This is a genomic window from Thalassospira sp. MCCC 1A03138 (assembly GCF_002115785.1).
Classification (GTDB): Bacteria; Pseudomonadota; Alphaproteobacteria; order Rhodospirillales; family Thalassospiraceae; genus Thalassospira.
This window is the reverse complement of record NZ_JFJY01000005.1, coordinates 202848-217947: the sequence shown is the minus strand read 5'-3', so window position 1 is coordinate 217947 and position 15100 is coordinate 202848. Positions and strand designations below refer to the sequence as shown.

The following is a 15100-nucleotide window of genomic DNA, read 5'->3' as shown; positions in this document are numbered from 1 at the left end:
ATGGCCCGACTTGAAACCAATCGATCTGGAGAGATGGAAGTCTTTGTGCGTGTCGTCGAACGCGGTGGGTTTTCGGCTGCATCCCGAGATTTCAACATGACTCCATCCGCCGTCAGCAAACTTGTGGGCCGGTTGGAAGACCGGCTGAGCACGCGATTGTTTAACCGGTCAACCCGAAAGCTGCATCTGACATCCGAAGGGCAGCGGTTTTATGAACGCGCACTTGATATCATTGCCGATCTGAATGAGGCGGAACAGGAAGCGGCAACCGCAATGGCACCACGTGGGCGGTTGCGGGTCACGGTCAACGTCCCTGTCGGACTGCATCGTCTTGTGCCGCTGTTACCAGACTTTCGCGAACGTTATCCCGATATCACCATCGACGTTACGGTCAGTGACAAGGTGGTTGATCTTTATGAAGAACGTGCCGATGTCGCAATCCGGAGCGGTCCTTTGCAGTCATCCGGACTGATTGCGCGCAAGCTTGGGCAATGCCGGATGGCAATTGCCGCCTCACCGTCATATCTTGAAAAACATGGACGACCAACGACCGTGGATGCGCTGCAAAGCCATACATTGATCGGATACAATTTTCAGCGTGTTCTTCCTGATTGGCCGTTTCGGGTAAACGGGCAGGACGTTTCGGTAACCCCGGGTGGTGTGTTTGACGTTGCGGATGCCGAAAGTGCTCGTCAGTTGGCCCTTGCAGGGGGCGGTATCGTGCGGCTCGCAAGGTTCCACATCTATGCGGAAGTCGCGGATGGCAGGCTTGAGGTTTTACTGGATGAATTTTATCCCGGCGGCGGTGTCGATATTAACGCCGTTTATATTGGCGGGCGAGGGCATATACCCGCCCGTGTTCGGGCATTTTTGGATTTCTGCGCCGAAAACATCTGTCTGAACTGAAAAAAACACGCGTTGATTATTACGGTGAACAAGTGCGGTGCGTTGCAGGACAAGGCCGATTAGATGTCGGTGTTTCTTTTCGTACATGGGGTCGTGCAAAACGGTTTGCGGTTTCGTTGATACGCTTGTCTCGTGGCATAGGCTTCTTTACAGTCGCAACGCTGCGCCGTTTGGAGCCAAGCAAGCAACCTAAGGACCTTATATGCACCAGCATTTTTCTTTTACTCGCCCTTTGGGGCTATCCTTTGCCGTTGGAATCGCATTGGCGGTAGGATTTTCGGGTTTCGGTGTGGTTTGGGCGCAGAATGACGCCGGCGCGGCTAATATTGTTTATCCGGAAATGGATGCCCAGCGTGGTAAAAAGCTGTTTGCCGAGCGTGGTTGTGTTGTTTGCCACGCCGTGAATAATGTCGGCGGAGATATCGGACCGGGGTTTGATGCCAGCAATATCGATCAGTCATTAAACCCGTTCGATTTTTTTGCGCGGATGTGGCATGGCGCGGATGAGATGCTGCATTTGCAGCGCGCGGATCTTGGCTATCAGATTGATTTCAACGGTCAGGATTTGGCCGATATCTATGCTTTCGCGCATGACAGAGAGGCACAGGAAAGCTTCACCGAGGATGATCTGAGCGACCGTATTCGTGAGATCATCGATAATGGTCCGTCGGTCACGTTTGAATAGTAAGTCCCCCGATTACGCAAATACTAAAAAGGCCGGACATATGCCCGGCCTTTGTCATTTCTGGTCACTTTGGCTTAGTAGGCGTTGACGACCTCGGCATGTTTTGTGCAATCGGTTGCGGCCAGATCGACAAACACATCGGTGATGCTTTCGGCTGTCGGAAGGGTTTCCGGGTTTTCACCCGGATAGGCTTCGGCGCGCATCTTGGTGCGGATACGGCCCGGATTGATCAGATTAACGCGCACAGGCGTTTCTTCGAGTTCCTGGGCATAGGACAGCACCAGACTTTCGAGTGCCGCCTTGGTTGACGCATAAAGGCCCCAGAAAGCACGTCCCTTGGACGAGGCATTCGAGGTCACAAAGATCGCTCGACCGGCATCGGAAAGACGCAGGAGTTTGTCGACACTGCGGATCAGGCGGAAATTTGCCGTGAGGTTGGTCGCATATGTGTTTTCAAATACCTGTGTATCGATATGACCGACCGGGGCAAGTTCACCCAAAAGACCAGCATTGCCAACGACGATATCAAGCTTGCCAAAGCGTTCATAAATCGAGGCACCCATGGCATCGATCTTTTCATACATGGTCAAGTCCATGGGCAGCAGAACAAGTTTGCCGCCATCAGCCCGGATTTCATCATCAAGTTCTTCGAGCGCACCGACATTGCGACCCAGCGCAATGACAGTGGCACCCTCGGCAGCAAATCGTTTTGCAACCGCGCGACCGATCCCGTGCGAGGCCCCTGTGATCAGGGCGACGCGGCCTTCAAGGCGCTTTGCGTCACTCATGCGGACTGCCTTTCGACAAGCTGGCTGAGTTTACGATCCTTGTTTTCGGCCTGATGATCTACCAGACGGATCGGGTAATCACCGGTGAAGCAGGCATCGCAGAAGGCCGGGCTGTCATTGTCGCGTCCCGGAAGACCGGCGGCGCGATAAAGGCCATCAATGGTGACAAAGGCAAGGCTGTCGACACCAATGATCTTTGCCATGCTTTCGATGTCGTGATTGGCCGCCATCAGTTTTTCCTTCGATGGCGTATCAACACCATAGAAGCACGGATTGGTGGTCGGCGGGCTTGCGATGCGCATATGCACTTCGGCAGCACCAGCCTGACGGACAAGATCGACAATCTTGGTCGAGGTAGTGCCGCGAACAATGGAATCGTCGACAAGAATAACGCGTTTGCCCTTGAGCTTGCCGGGGTTGGCGTTGTGTTTCAGCTTCACGCCAAGGTGGCGGATCTGATCGGTCGGCTCGATAAAGGTCCGGCCGACATAATGGTTGCGGATGATGCCCAGTTCGAACGGGACGCCACTCGCCTCGGCATAGCCAAGCGCGGACGGAACGCCGGAATCGGGGATCGGCACGACCACATCGGCTTCAACTCCGGATTCCAGTGCCAGTTCGCGACCGATATTTTTGCGCACGTCATAGACGCTTGTGCCTTCGACAATGCTGTCGGGGCGGGCGAAATAGACATGTTCGAAAATGCAGAAACGCGATTTCACCGGTTTGAATGGCTTGATCGATTTGAGGCCGTCATCGGTGATTTCAACGATTTCGCCCGGTTCGACGTCTCGAATGAATTCCGCGCCAACGATATCAAGGCCAACCGTTTCCGAGGACAGAATATAGCTGTCATTCAGCTTGCCCAGAACCAGCGGACGTACACCCAATGGATCACGCACACCGATCAATTTTTTCTGGGTCATGACCACAAGGCTGTATGCGCCTTCGACCTGACGAATGGCATCAATCAGGCGATCTACGATTTTTTCATACAGGCTGGTTGCGATCAGGTGAATGAATGTTTCGGTATCGGAGGTCGACTGGAAAATCGAACCACGTTTGACTAGGCGTTCACGCACGGCAAGCGCGTTGGTCAGGTTACCGTTATGCGCAATTGCCAGCCCGCCGAATTCGAAATCGGCAAATAGCGGCTGCACGTTGCGAAGGCCTTTGCCACCGGCTGTGGAATAGCGCACATGGCCGATGGCACGGTGGCCTTGCAGGCTTTTGATTACGTCTTCAGAACCGAAGATATCGCCGACCTGACCGGGTGCCCGGTGTGCAGGGAAATCTTCGCCGTCATAGGAAACGATGCCAGCGGCTTCCTGTCCGCGATGCTGAAGCGCATGCAGGCCAAGGGCCGTCAGGGCCGCCGCGTCGGGCGATCCGAAAACACCGAAAACACCGCATTCTTCACGCAGCTTGTCATCTTCAAATGGATTGGTGGTCAGCATGAGTGGGTTCCGCTCTCTCGCCGGTGGCGCAGGATGCCGCACCTATGCGAAATCCTATCGCCTCACTCGTTGGTGGTCGCCTCTATCAGACGATCCAAATCATCGCGCGAGGGCCTTGTATACCCGTTTAGGGGCTTGGGTCCAGCACCTTTTGGCTCCGGACCCAGAAGTTGACGGTATGTCTGATCGTTGATTTCTGCATCACGTTGCGCACGGGCCATTTCTTCGGCCGTTGTGTCGAAGATTTCATCAGGCATTGCGCGCATCAGCAGGAATGCACCTTCTTCCAGAACCGGGCGGGTACGGGCATCGCGAACCCACTCTGGCTGGGAGGTTGCCGGCAAAAGCCATGACAGGGCCAGAAAGCCGATACAGACGATAAGACCGCCACGCAGAAGCCCGAAGACAAAGCCAAGGGTACTATCGAGGCTATCAAGACCGGAATTCTGAACCGCGCGGCCAATCCGGCCGCTGATGAAGGAAAAGATCAGGAAGGTGATCAGGAACAGACCAACCCCGGTTGCCAGATCAGCAATCAGTTCGGACGGGATCAGGTCTCGGACATAAGGGCGCGCGACAGGGTAACCATATAGCGCACAAAGACCAGCCCCGACCCAGCCCATCATTGATAGGGTTTCATGGATAAAGCCCCGGAAAAATGCAAACAGACCCGAGATCAGGACAATGCCCACGATCACCAGATCGAATACGTCTCGTGCACCAAGATCGGGCAGGCTGGAAAAGTCCATGATTTCGTAAATCCTGTTGGTCAGTCAGTTCGCCGTACGCACACCAAAGAACCCGGCGATGATCAATACATGCCTTCGCGCGGACGCACCTTGTCACGAACATCGTCGCCGAAGAGATTTACCAAATCCTGAAGATGACCGATTTCGCGCTGGTTCAGGCCCTTGATCGTGATCTTCTTCTTACCGTTGCCGCCGGTTCGAGGGCTATAGGCATTTACAAAGCCGAGTTTGGCGGCTTCTTTCAGGCGCGATTCGATTTGACCGACAGGGCGAACTTCGCCAGAAAGGCCGACTTCGCCGACAATAACGGTTTCGGCAGGAACCGGTGCATCTGCGACGGCAGATATAAGAGCAGCCGCCACGGCAAGGTCGGCGGCGGGCTCGCCCACACGCATGCCACCGGCAACGTTCAGGTAAACGTCAAACTGGCTAAGCGGTAAGCCACAGCGCGCATCGAGAACCGCAAGGATCATGTTCATACGCGCCGAATCCCAGCCGACAACCGCCCGACGTGGCGTGGCGAGTGCTGATTGCGCGACCAGTGCCTGAATTTCCACCAGCATAGGGCGGGTGCCTTCAAGCCCGGCAAACACGGCGGTGCCCGATACCGGGGCTTCGCGGTCGGCCAGGAACAGGGCGGACGGGTTCGGGACTTCGACAAGGCCCGCATCGCCCATTTCAAACACGCCAATTTCATCGGTCGCACCAAAACGGTTTTTAACCGCGCGCAGAATGCGGAACTGATGGCCGCGTTCGCCTTCGAAATATAGAACCGTGTCGACCATGTGTTCTAGAACACGGGGACCGGCAATCTGACCTTCCTTGGTGACGTGACCGACAAGGATCACGGCAAAACCCTTGCGCTTGGCAAGGCGGATCAGTTCAAGTGCACAGGCGCGAACCTGCGATACGGTACCCGGGGCACTGTCGAGCGTATCGGCATACATCGTCTGAATGGAATCGATGACCACGACTTCATGTGAACTTTGATCCAGTGTCGCGATGATATCGCGCAGGCTGGTTGCGGCGGCAAAATCGACCTTTGATTTTTCAAGTCCAAGACGGGCGGCACGCATGCGCACCTGATCAACCGCTTCCTCGCCGGAGATATAGGCGCATTTATGTCTGGCCGACAGGACGCCAACGGCCTGCAACAGGATCGTTGATTTACCGATCCCAGGATCGCCGCCAACCAAAAGGGCAGAGCCAGGAACAAGGCCGCCACCAACCGCACGATCAAGTTCGGCAATGCCGGTTATGATGCGGGGCGGGCTTGCACTTTCACCTTCAAGGGCGACGAAATCAAGCTGTTTGCCCTTCGACCCGGTAGCGATGCCCCCGGTTGCCTTGGGGCTGGCTTCAATGCGTTCTTCCTCGATCGAATTCCATTCGCCGCAGGCATCGCAACGTCCGGTCCATTTCCGGTATTCCGCACCGCAATTCTGGCAGATGAAACGACTTTGGGTTTTGGCCACAGGTGGCTCCGCGCATGAGGATGGAACGAAACGGGCGAGAGGCTTGATCGATAATCAGAGATGCTTCAGATCAAGATCCAGCGGACCTTCGATATTACCCGAAATGAACTGTTGCAAATAGGGGTTATCGGCATTGTCGATTTCAGAAACCGGACCATCCCAGATGATCTTGCCCTGATAGAGCATGGCAACCCTGTCGGCGATCTTGCGTGCGCTTGCCATGTCATGGGTAATGGTCATGGCGCAGGCACCAAGTTCGCGGGTGCATTTGACAATCAGGTCGTTGATCACATCGCCCATGATCGGGTCGATACCGGTGGTCGGTTCATCAAAAAACAGGATTTCCGGTTCGGTCGCGATGGCGCGTGCCAGACCAACACGTTTTTGCATGCCGCCCGAAAGGGATGCCGGGGACATATTGGCGACTTCCGGGCCAAGTCCGACATCGGAAAGTCTGGCTATCGCAATGTCACGGGCCTGGTTGCGTTTCATGCCGCTACCTTCGATCAGGCCAAAGGCGACATTTTCCCAAACGGGCAGGGAGTCAAACAATGCCGCCCCTTGAAACAGCATGCCGGTATGGGCAAGCATGTCTTCGCGGGTTGAACGCGAAGCGCCAACCATTTCGACACCGTTGACCTTTATGGATCCTTGTTCAGGTGTCAGCAAACCCAGAACGCATTTCAGTGTAACGGACTTACCGGTACCCGAGCCGCCGATGATGGCAACGGATTCTCCCGGGCCGACATCAAGATTGACCCCCTGAAGCACCTTTTTCGGGCCAAAGGACTTGTGCACATCACGAAGCGAGATTTTGGCTGTGTCGCTCATATCCCGCCCTTAGCGTGTGAAGAAGAGTTCGGTGACGATATAGTTCGAAATCAGGATCAGGATGGAGCTTGAAACCACGGCATTGGTTGTTGCCTGGCCCACACCCTGCGCACCGCCACGCGAATGATAGCCGTGATAGCAGCCCATCAGCGTGATCAGGAACCCGAATACAGCGGCCTTCACTAGCCCCGAAATCACGTCAAGCTGTTCAAGATACTGGAACGTATTGCGGATATAGGAACCGTCATTGAAGCCAAGCTTGTTCACCCCGACAAGATAGCCGCCCAGTACCCCAATGATATCACCGATCAGAACAAGTACAGGTAGGGTCAGCAGCCCGGCGATGACACGCGGGACCACCAGATATTTGAACGGATTGGTCGACAGCGTCACCAGCGCGTCGATCTGCTCTGTGACGCGCATCGTGCCGATTTCGGCGGCAATGGCCGCACCGACACGTCCGGCAACCATGAGACCCGCCAAAACAGGGCCCAGTTCACGCGTCATCGAAATGACGACAACCGTGGCTACGGCACTTTCAGCCGAAAAGCGAGAAAATCCTGAATAGGATTGCAGGGCCAGAACCATCCCGGCAAACAGGGTCGTCATGGCGACGACCGGCAACGAGAAATAGCCAATCTCGCGCATCTGTTTGAAAATCAGTCGGAAATAGAATGGCGGCGTTACCATATGGCCAATGGTGCGCCCGGCAAATACCGTTACGCGACCGACAAGGGCCAAAAAGGCAAGGAACATACGGCCAACCGGCGCAAAGATCGGCATTGGAATTATTATTTCCCCTGTTGCAGGCCAGTCATTGACTGTTGGCCGATTTATTCAAGTCAGCTTTCTGTATAGACCCGCCGATAGCGATGTCCAAGCGAAGTCAGTATTTCATAACCGATTGTACCCGCAGCACTTGCGATGTCGTCAACCGTCATTTTGTCATCAATCAGCGGAATCATGTCGCCGGGTTGCAACGGTTTGCCCGGAAGATCGGTGATATCGATACTGATGGCATCCATCGAAACCCGTCCGACATATGGGATGTCATGCCCCTTAATGCGCAGTTTTCCTGAATTCGAAAGCGAACGTAGCCATCCATCGGCATAACCAACAGCCACAGTCGCAATGCGGCTGGCGCGTTCTGCACGCCAGGTGCCGCCATAACCGACAGTTTCGCCAGCGTCGATTTGACGCACCTGTAATACCTTTGCGGTCAATTTGACCACAGGGCGCATCGGGTTGGTGGTTTCCGGGGTCGGGTTTCCACCCCAAAGCGCAAATCCTGGACGGCAGAATTCAAGATGGTAATCGTTGTTCCGGAAAATCGCCGAGGAATTACAAAAACCACGCGGTGCAGGCGGCAGGCGGCGATACCATTTCATGAACAGTGCGTACTGTTCGGCCGTAACCGGGTTTTCATGCTCGTCGGCGGCGACCGGATGGGTCATATAACCCGCTTTTTCGAAGCCGTACAAAAGAGACGAATAACGATCCACCAGTTCGCCGATCTCGCGCGGGGCAAGGCCCAGACGGTTCATTCCTGTATCAAGATGGATGAAGGCAGGTGCCGGGCGTTCATGTTCACGGCAAAGATTTGACCAGCGTTCTATCTGACCAAGGTCATTGAGAACCGGAATGACATCATTTTCGATAAAGAATTCTTCGTCGCCGGGCAGAACACCGTTCAGAACAGCAATGCGACCACCGCCACGCAGAAGCGGGAACAGGTCCGCGGCTTCGTTTGCCTGCGCGACAAAGAAAAGACGGCAACCCTGCTTTTTCAGAACCGGCACAATGGTTTGTGCGCCAAGACCATAGGCATCTGCTTTGACAACTGCTCCACAAGTCCGCCCTTTATAGCGTTTCTTGATGATTTGGTAGTTGTCGGCAATCGCCTTCAGATTGATCTGAAGTTCGGCACACTCAGCAGCACGGCCGGCGGCGGGAAGAACGCTCATTCGCAATACCCCGTGGAGTCCGTTTCGGTTTCAGGCCCAAGGCCTATTCATATTCTTCTTCGATATGGTCAAGATCGCCAAACTTGGTGTAGTTCCCGTCAAAGAACAGGCGTACGTTGCCCACCGGGCCGTGACGCTGTTTGGCGATAATGACTTCTGCGGTGTTGTAGACGTGGTTCAGGCGATCCTGCCACTGGGAGTAACGTTCGCCGAACTTGTCGGTGGCTTCTTCCGGGCGTTGTGCCGGTTCTGCACGTTCGAGATAATATTGTTCACGGTAAATGAACATCACAACGTCGGCGTCTTGCTCGATCGAGCCCGATTCACGCAAGTCGGAAAGCTGCGGACGTTTGTCTTCGCGCTGTTCGACGGCACGTGAAAGCTGCGACAGGGCAAGAACCGGAACTTCTAGTTCCTTGGCAATGGCCTTGAGCATACGGGTGATTTCGGAGACTTCCTGTACACGACCATCACCGCGAAAGTTGGTTGGCGGTGCCAGAAGTTGCAGGTAATCGACGACGATCATCGCAAGGCCATGCTGACGTTTCAGGCGGCGGCAACGTGTGCGCAGGGTCGAAACCGGAAGGGCTGGCGTATCGTCGATATAAAGCGGAACGGTATTGAGTTCCTGGGTGGCAACCACGAGACGCTGGAAATCGTCTTCGTTCAAATCGCCGCGGCGCATGTTATCGCCCGAAACCTCGGCCGCCTGGGACAGAAGTCGCCCAGCCAACTGTTCTGCCGCCATCTCGAGCGAGAAAACCGCGACAGCGCCGGTCTTGAGTTCGTCGCCCACCTCGGCACCGGTATTTCGGTTCTGATGCGATGCAATGGCGGCGTTAAATGCCACGTTCATTGCAAGCGCGGTTTTACCCATTGATGGACGTCCGGCAAGGATCAGCAAGTCAGAAGCATGCAGACCGCCAAGCTTACGGTCGATATCGCGCAGGCCAGTGGTTACACCGACAACCTTTCCTGCATTTTTATAGGCGTGTTCAATGTTTTCGTATGCCTTGGTCAGGGCAGGGCCGAATGCAACGAAACCGGATTCAGCAGCACCCGCCGTCGCCAGAGAGAAAAGTTTCTGTTCGGCTTTCTCGATCTGGTTGGCGGCGTCAGTTTCGATTTCGTAGCGATAGGCCTCGTTGACGGTGTCTTCGCCGATTTCAATCAGTTCGCGGCGCAGATACAGGTCGTACACCAGTTTGCCGTAATCGCCGGCATTGATAACCGAGACAAGGTTGTTTGACAGTTCGGCCAGATATTGCGCACCACCGATTTCAGCCAGATGTTCGTCCTGCCGAAAGAACGCCGACAGGGTCACCGGGTTGGCTAGCTGACCGCGTTCGATCAATTTGCCGCAGGCTTCAAAAATACGGCCATGGCGGGCGTCCGCGAAATGTTCGGGACGCAGAATATCTGAAACGCGTTCGTAAGCGGCGTTATTGTTCAGGATGGCGCCAAGCAGTGCTGCCTCTGCTTCAAAGTTATGAGGCGGAGTCCGTTCGAGCACCATTTCAGTGTTGCCACCGTGGTTTTCTTCGAGGGGTGCGAACAGGGCATCTAGCTGGGGATCAGTCATGGCGTAAAAAGGTATCAGTCATCTTGTTTGGCTGAAAGGGCTAATCGGTATAACTCATAGCCGGTATTCCGCAAGCGCAGAGGTCGTCTTTGGTGTAAAAAGCTGAAATATATTACAAAACCATAAGAAAACGGCGCATCCTTGCGGATACGCCGTTTCCAAACTGGCTTTGAATGGAAGGCAACGATTAAACGTTGGCTTCTTCTTCGCCTTCAGCTTCGTCAGCAAAGTCTTCCGGAACGTCTTCTTCGAAGAGTTCTTCAGCTGCTTCCAGAGCTTCTTCGGCTTCCATTTCGTCGATGGTGCCCAGAACGGCGCCGCCCTTACGAAGCTGCTCGACGGCATCTTCTTCGGAACGTGCGACGTTGGCGGTCACTTCAACGGAAACTTCCGGGTGCAGGTTGATTTTGACCTGGTGCAGACCAAGGGTCTTGATCGGCTGATCAAGAACGACCTGGGTGCGTGCAACGGTAAAGCCTGCTTCGGTAACCGCGTTCGAGATATCACGTGCGGTAACCGAACCGTAAAGGTGACCAACATCGGATGCCTGACGAACGAGGGTGACAGCAACGTCGCCCATGTTCTCGGCAACCGCTTCAGCTTCTTTGCGGCGGTCAAGGTTGTCAGCTTCGAGCTGTGCTTTTTTAGCTTCGAAAACTGCCAGATTTGCTTTGTTTGCGCGAAGGGCCATGCCCTTCGGAAGCAAACGGTTGCGGGCATGGCCCGGCTTGACGGTGACTACGTCACCCATCTGACCGAGTTTTTCTACCCGCTGGAGCAGAATAACTTCCATCACCGATCCTCCTCATTGCTACGGGTCATCGGTTGTTTCCCCCGCAGCCTGATTAAATGCTCAACAATTCCAAGTCCAGTGATCGCGATAAACGACCATGTGGACAGAACCGCGACGATATAGAATACCGTCAGTATCATACGTTTTTGCGGCCAACGGGCTGCCTGCCCGTGCACCAGTGCCAATCCCTGCATCAGGAACGGCACTGCCAGCACCACCGCGACGTTTCGCGCCACATAGGCCAAAGATCCATCGGCAAAGCCGACCAGAAATCCAGCCAGGGCGAACGCAAACAGTGACCATCCAGGCAAGGCCATCGAGGCCAGATCGGGCGACGGACGCAAATTGCGACCGGACCGCACCAGAATTGCCTGTGCGATCGCAGCATTGGCAAACAGCATAAGAAGCCAGCTTACCGCCACAATCGCCGGGAAATACGTTTGGAACATGCCGATTATATTCTGAAGTTCCGGCGTCATAGGGACACCCATTTCGGAATACATCTGACCCAGGAACTGCGAAATGAATTCCTGAATGTCCAAACCTTCCGCCGTTACGCTGCCGGTGATGACAATCATCACCATTGCAATCATGACGGCCATGGCGCTTACCACTATTCCGGTCGGAACAAAGCCCGGTTTCCCGGTTTCGTCCTTGCGGATGACCAGCGCCATGCGGGTCAACAACATCGCCGGTCCGGCAAACACGACCATAAAGACCGTGAAAGGCAGCAGTCCCCCCAGTAGAACAAGGGCACTACATGCGGCAATTGCCGCAACCAGCAGGCGTTTTGGACCTTGCCACAATCCGATAAGAAAAAGTGGCAGGTGCCCGAAATATGAAAGCAACAGAGCCAGCGGATTACCTGACAATACAAGCAGGAACAGGACAGAACTGCCCAAACCTGCACCGACTGCCATTAAAGTGTTACGCGACATCAGTTACTCCAGGCCCGAGACCGCAAGAGGGTCTCTTGCCGACTGCCTCAGACCTGATCTGAATACGGCAGCAGCGCCAGGAAACGGGCACGTTTAATGGCTTTCGCCAGTTCGCGCTGTTTCTTGGCCGAAACCGCAGTGATACGGCTCGGAACGATTTTGCCGCGTTCGGAAACGAAACGCTGCAGCAGTTTGACATCTTTGTAGTCAATCTTCGGCGCATCAGCACCCGAGAACGGGCAGGTTTTGCGACGACGGAAAAACAGACGACGTCCAGCCATAATAAATTCTCCTCGCTATCTGTTAGCCGTGCTGACGGGGACCGCCACGGCGATTACCGCCACGGCCGCCGCGCTCGTCGCGGTTACGCAGAATGGCTGACTGTTCTTCTTCGAACTCTTCAACCTTGACAGTCATCTGACGCAGAACGTCCTCGTTCAGGCGCATCTGACGCTCATATTCCGCGATCGTGGCGTTGTCGGCTTCGATCTGGAAGAGAGTATAGTGACCTTTGCGGTTCTTCTTGACACGGTATGTCAGGGAACGCAGGCCCCAATATTCGGTTTTGGCAATTTTGCCACCAAGACCTTCAACGGTCTGGGTCAGTTTTTCATTCAGGGCTTCGACCTGTGCGGTCGAGAAGTCCTGACGTGCGATAAACACGCTCTCGTACTTATTCATAATACTCCTATTACTCCTTTTGGCTTGTCTCTTCCTCGCATGACCTCGTGCCATGCAGGCATAGCCGGGCAACCCCGGCAAGGAGCCGTGAGACGGCGGAATATACACTTTTCCACAGGGCATGCAACCGTAAATGCCCCATCAAACTTTTGCTGAAAACCGCACGGAACCTGCCTTCATGAGCGGTATGGGGATTGATCGCTCTTTAATAGTGGTAAACCCCAGAAAGCCGGCCTTTTGTGCCATTCGGTGCAGAATTGAATAGCATTTGTATATATCAGGTTGGATGATTGATGCTTTGCGGGCGAGAACGCGCCGGAAGCAAACAGACCACGTTGCACTGCGCAACAAGGTTTTGTTTTCGCCGTTTGGCAAGTCTGTTACCTTTCGGGCAACAAAGCGACGGAAAGTCGCATGACAATGTCGTCTGTTCTTGACACAGGGCTTGCGGGCAGTATCAAGGGTAGCTCGAAAAAGGGATCTGATCGAACCGGGTCCTTACGAAAGCAGACAAGGGTAAATTACACATAATGACACGCGCATTCGTTTTCCCCGGTCAGGGGTCGCAAGCGGTAGGTATGGGCAAGGAACTGGCAGATGCATTTCCTGTTGCCCGCGAAGTTTTTCAGGAAGTTGATGACGCTCTTTCGCAGAAGCTTAGCACCCTGATGTTCGAAGGTCCTGAAAACGAATTGACGCTGACGGAGAATGCGCAGCCTGCTCTGATGTCTGTCAGTCTTGCGGTTACCCGTGTTCTTGAATCCGAAGGCGGTTTCAAGCTTGCAGATAAATGTGATCTGGTTGCGGGCCATTCGCTGGGTGAATATTCGGCCCTTGCTGCTGCGGGCACCTTTGGGATTGCAGATGCGGCTCGCCTTCTGAAAATTCGCGGGCAGGCGATGCAGGCCGCTGTACCGGTTGGTGTCGGAGCGATGGCAGCTCTTCTAGGGCTTAATTATGTCGACGCCGTTGCTGTTGCCGAAGAAGCTGCGCAAGGTGATGTCTGTACCGCTGCAAATGACAATGCCGATGGACAGGTTGTTGTTTCGGGCCATAAGGCGGCCGTTGAGCGCGCGATCGAGATAGCCAAGGAAAAGGGTGCAAAACGCGCTGTTTTGCTGCCGGTATCGGCACCGTTCCATTGCCCGTTGATGCAACCGGCTGCAGACCGTATGGCCGAAGCACTGGCGTCTGTGGCGATGAATGCCCCCGGTAAACCGGTTGTCGCAAACGTGATTGCGGAAAAAACTGCTGATCCGGAAACCATTCGTAAACTCCTTGTGGAGCAGGTTTGCGGAACCGTGCGCTGGCGTGAGTCTGTTCTTTATATGAAAGAGCAGGGTATCACCGATCTGGTGGAGCTGGGCGCAGGTAAAGTTTTGAGTGGTATGGTTCGCCGTATCGACCGTGATCTTACCGGTTTGGCCGTTAACGGCCCGGCCGATATCGAAAGCTTCCTCGGCACGCTTTAAGCGTTGCGCGAAACAGACGAACCCAAAGGGATAGATTGATGTTTGATCTTGCAGGCAAGACCGCACTTGTAACCGGCGCGACTGGTGGTATCGGCGGTGAAATTGCCAAAATTCTGGCTGCGGCCGGTGCAAAGGTTGCTCTTTCGGGCACGCGCGTAGAACGCCTTCAGGCTGTTGCCGCGGAAATTGGTGAAAATGCTGTTGTTGTTCCGGGTAACCTTTCTGACCCGGAATCGGTTGCCGGTCTGATCAAGGATGCCGAAGAAGCCCTTGGCGGTCAGCTTGACATTCTGGTCAATAATGCCGGTATTACCCGTGATCAGCTTGCGATGCGCTTGAAAGACGAAGACTGGCAGGCGGTTCTCGATGTGAACTTGACGGCTGCTTTCAAGCTTGCACGGAACTCGTTGCGCGGGATGATGAAACGCCGTCATGGCCGTATTATCAATATTACCTCGATCGTTGGTGTGACAGGGAATCCGGGCCAGACCAACTATTCGGCAGCGAAGGCCGGAATGATCGGATGGTCAAAATCCTTGGCACAGGAAGTTGCATCGCGCGGAATTACTGTTAACTGTGTTGCACCGGGGTTCATTACCACGGCGATGACAGACGAGCTTGATGACGGACAGAAAGAAAAGCTTCTGGCCAATGTTCCTGCCGGGCGCATGGGGGAAAGCAAAGAGATCGCAGCAGCGGTTCTGTATCTGGCAAGCGACGAAGCCGCTTATGTCACGGGGCAGACCTTGCATGTGAATGGCGGAATGGCGATGATTTAA

The 15100-nt window shown here is 54.6% G+C and carries 16 protein-coding genes; 4 read left to right on the top strand and 12 right to left on the bottom strand.

Going from position 1 to position 15100, the window contains the following annotated elements; genetic code table 11:
- Both TH468_RS12420 and TH468_RS12415 read left to right on the top strand, forming a co-directional pair.
- Positions 1–906 carry a LysR family transcriptional regulator gene (locus TH468_RS12420; RefSeq protein WP_085644524.1) on the top strand — a complete coding sequence of 302 codons (906 nt, stop codon included), beginning with the start codon at positions 1–3 and terminating at the stop codon, positions 904–906.
- Positions 907–1168: 262 nt separating this feature from the next.
- Positions 1169–1591, top strand: coding sequence for a c-type cytochrome (locus TH468_RS12415; RefSeq protein WP_246832317.1), 423 nt, complete (start codon positions 1169–1171; stop codon positions 1589–1591).
- A 74-nt stretch (positions 1592–1665) separates the two neighbouring features.
- On the opposite strand, the gene TH468_RS12410 is transcribed toward TH468_RS12415, so the two are convergent.
- The 12 genes from TH468_RS12410 to rpsF form a co-directional block, all read right to left on the bottom strand.
- Positions 1666–2379, bottom strand: coding sequence for an SDR family NAD(P)-dependent oxidoreductase (locus tag TH468_RS12410; RefSeq protein WP_085644520.1), 714 nt, complete (start codon positions 2377–2379; stop codon positions 1666–1668).
- Entirely contained in the window at positions 2376–3836 is a 1461-nt protein-coding gene (purF, locus tag TH468_RS12405) for an amidophosphoribosyltransferase (protein WP_085644518.1), read from the bottom strand. The genes TH468_RS12410 and purF overlap by 4 nt, the downstream gene beginning before the upstream one ends.
- Before the next feature lie 62 nt (positions 3837–3898).
- The gene (locus TH468_RS12400) at positions 3899–4585 is read right to left on the bottom strand and encodes a CvpA family protein (RefSeq protein WP_085644516.1); all 687 of its coding nucleotides are present in this window, start codon (positions 4583–4585) and stop codon (positions 3899–3901) included.
- A 62-nt stretch (positions 4586–4647) separates the two neighbouring features.
- On the bottom strand, positions 4648–6060 hold the full coding sequence (gene radA, locus TH468_RS12395) for a DNA repair protein RadA (RefSeq protein ID WP_007090362.1): 1413 nt from the start codon (positions 6058–6060) through the stop codon (positions 4648–4650).
- 54 nt (positions 6061–6114) lie between these two features.
- Positions 6115–6891, bottom strand: a complete 777-nt coding sequence (locus tag TH468_RS12390; RefSeq protein ID WP_085644514.1) for an ABC transporter ATP-binding protein — start codon at positions 6889–6891, stop codon at positions 6115–6117.
- Positions 6892–6900: 9 nt separating this feature from the next.
- The gene (locus tag TH468_RS12385; RefSeq protein WP_085644512.1) at positions 6901–7674 is read right to left on the bottom strand and encodes an ABC transporter permease; all 774 of its coding nucleotides are present in this window, start codon (positions 7672–7674) and stop codon (positions 6901–6903) included.
- 59 nt (positions 7675–7733) lie between these two features.
- On the bottom strand, positions 7734–8855 hold the full coding sequence (alr, locus tag TH468_RS12380; RefSeq protein ID WP_085644510.1) for an alanine racemase: 1122 nt from the start codon (positions 8853–8855) through the stop codon (positions 7734–7736).
- Positions 8856–8898: 43 nt separating this feature from the next.
- On the bottom strand, positions 8899–10437 hold the full coding sequence (locus tag TH468_RS12375) for a replicative DNA helicase (RefSeq protein WP_085644508.1): 1539 nt from the start codon (positions 10435–10437) through the stop codon (positions 8899–8901).
- A gap of 187 nt (positions 10438–10624) precedes the next feature.
- On the bottom strand, positions 10625–11230 hold the full coding sequence (rplI, locus tag TH468_RS12370; protein ID WP_007090357.1) for a 50S ribosomal protein L9: 606 nt from the start codon (positions 11228–11230) through the stop codon (positions 10625–10627).
- Positions 11230–12168 (bottom strand): DUF2232 domain-containing protein, encoded by a 939-nt coding sequence (locus TH468_RS12365; protein WP_085644506.1) that lies wholly within the window; start codon positions 12166–12168, stop codon positions 11230–11232. The genes rplI and TH468_RS12365 overlap by 1 nt, the downstream gene beginning before the upstream one ends.
- A gap of 47 nt (positions 12169–12215) precedes the next feature.
- Positions 12216–12449 (bottom strand): 30S ribosomal protein S18, encoded by a 234-nt coding sequence (rpsR, locus tag TH468_RS12360; protein WP_007090355.1) that lies wholly within the window; start codon positions 12447–12449, stop codon positions 12216–12218.
- Between the two features lie 22 nt (positions 12450–12471).
- The gene (gene rpsF, locus TH468_RS12355) at positions 12472–12849 is read right to left on the bottom strand and encodes a 30S ribosomal protein S6 (RefSeq protein WP_085644504.1); all 378 of its coding nucleotides are present in this window, start codon (positions 12847–12849) and stop codon (positions 12472–12474) included.
- Positions 12850–13379: 530 nt separating this feature from the next.
- Here rpsF and fabD point away from each other — a divergent pair.
- Both fabD and fabG read left to right on the top strand, forming a co-directional pair.
- Positions 13380–14321 (top strand): ACP S-malonyltransferase, encoded by a 942-nt coding sequence (fabD, locus tag TH468_RS12350; protein WP_085644502.1) that lies wholly within the window; start codon positions 13380–13382, stop codon positions 14319–14321.
- Between the two features lie 38 nt (positions 14322–14359).
- Positions 14360–15100, top strand: a complete 741-nt coding sequence (gene fabG / locus TH468_RS12345; RefSeq protein ID WP_085644500.1) for a 3-oxoacyl-[acyl-carrier-protein] reductase — start codon at positions 14360–14362, stop codon at positions 15098–15100.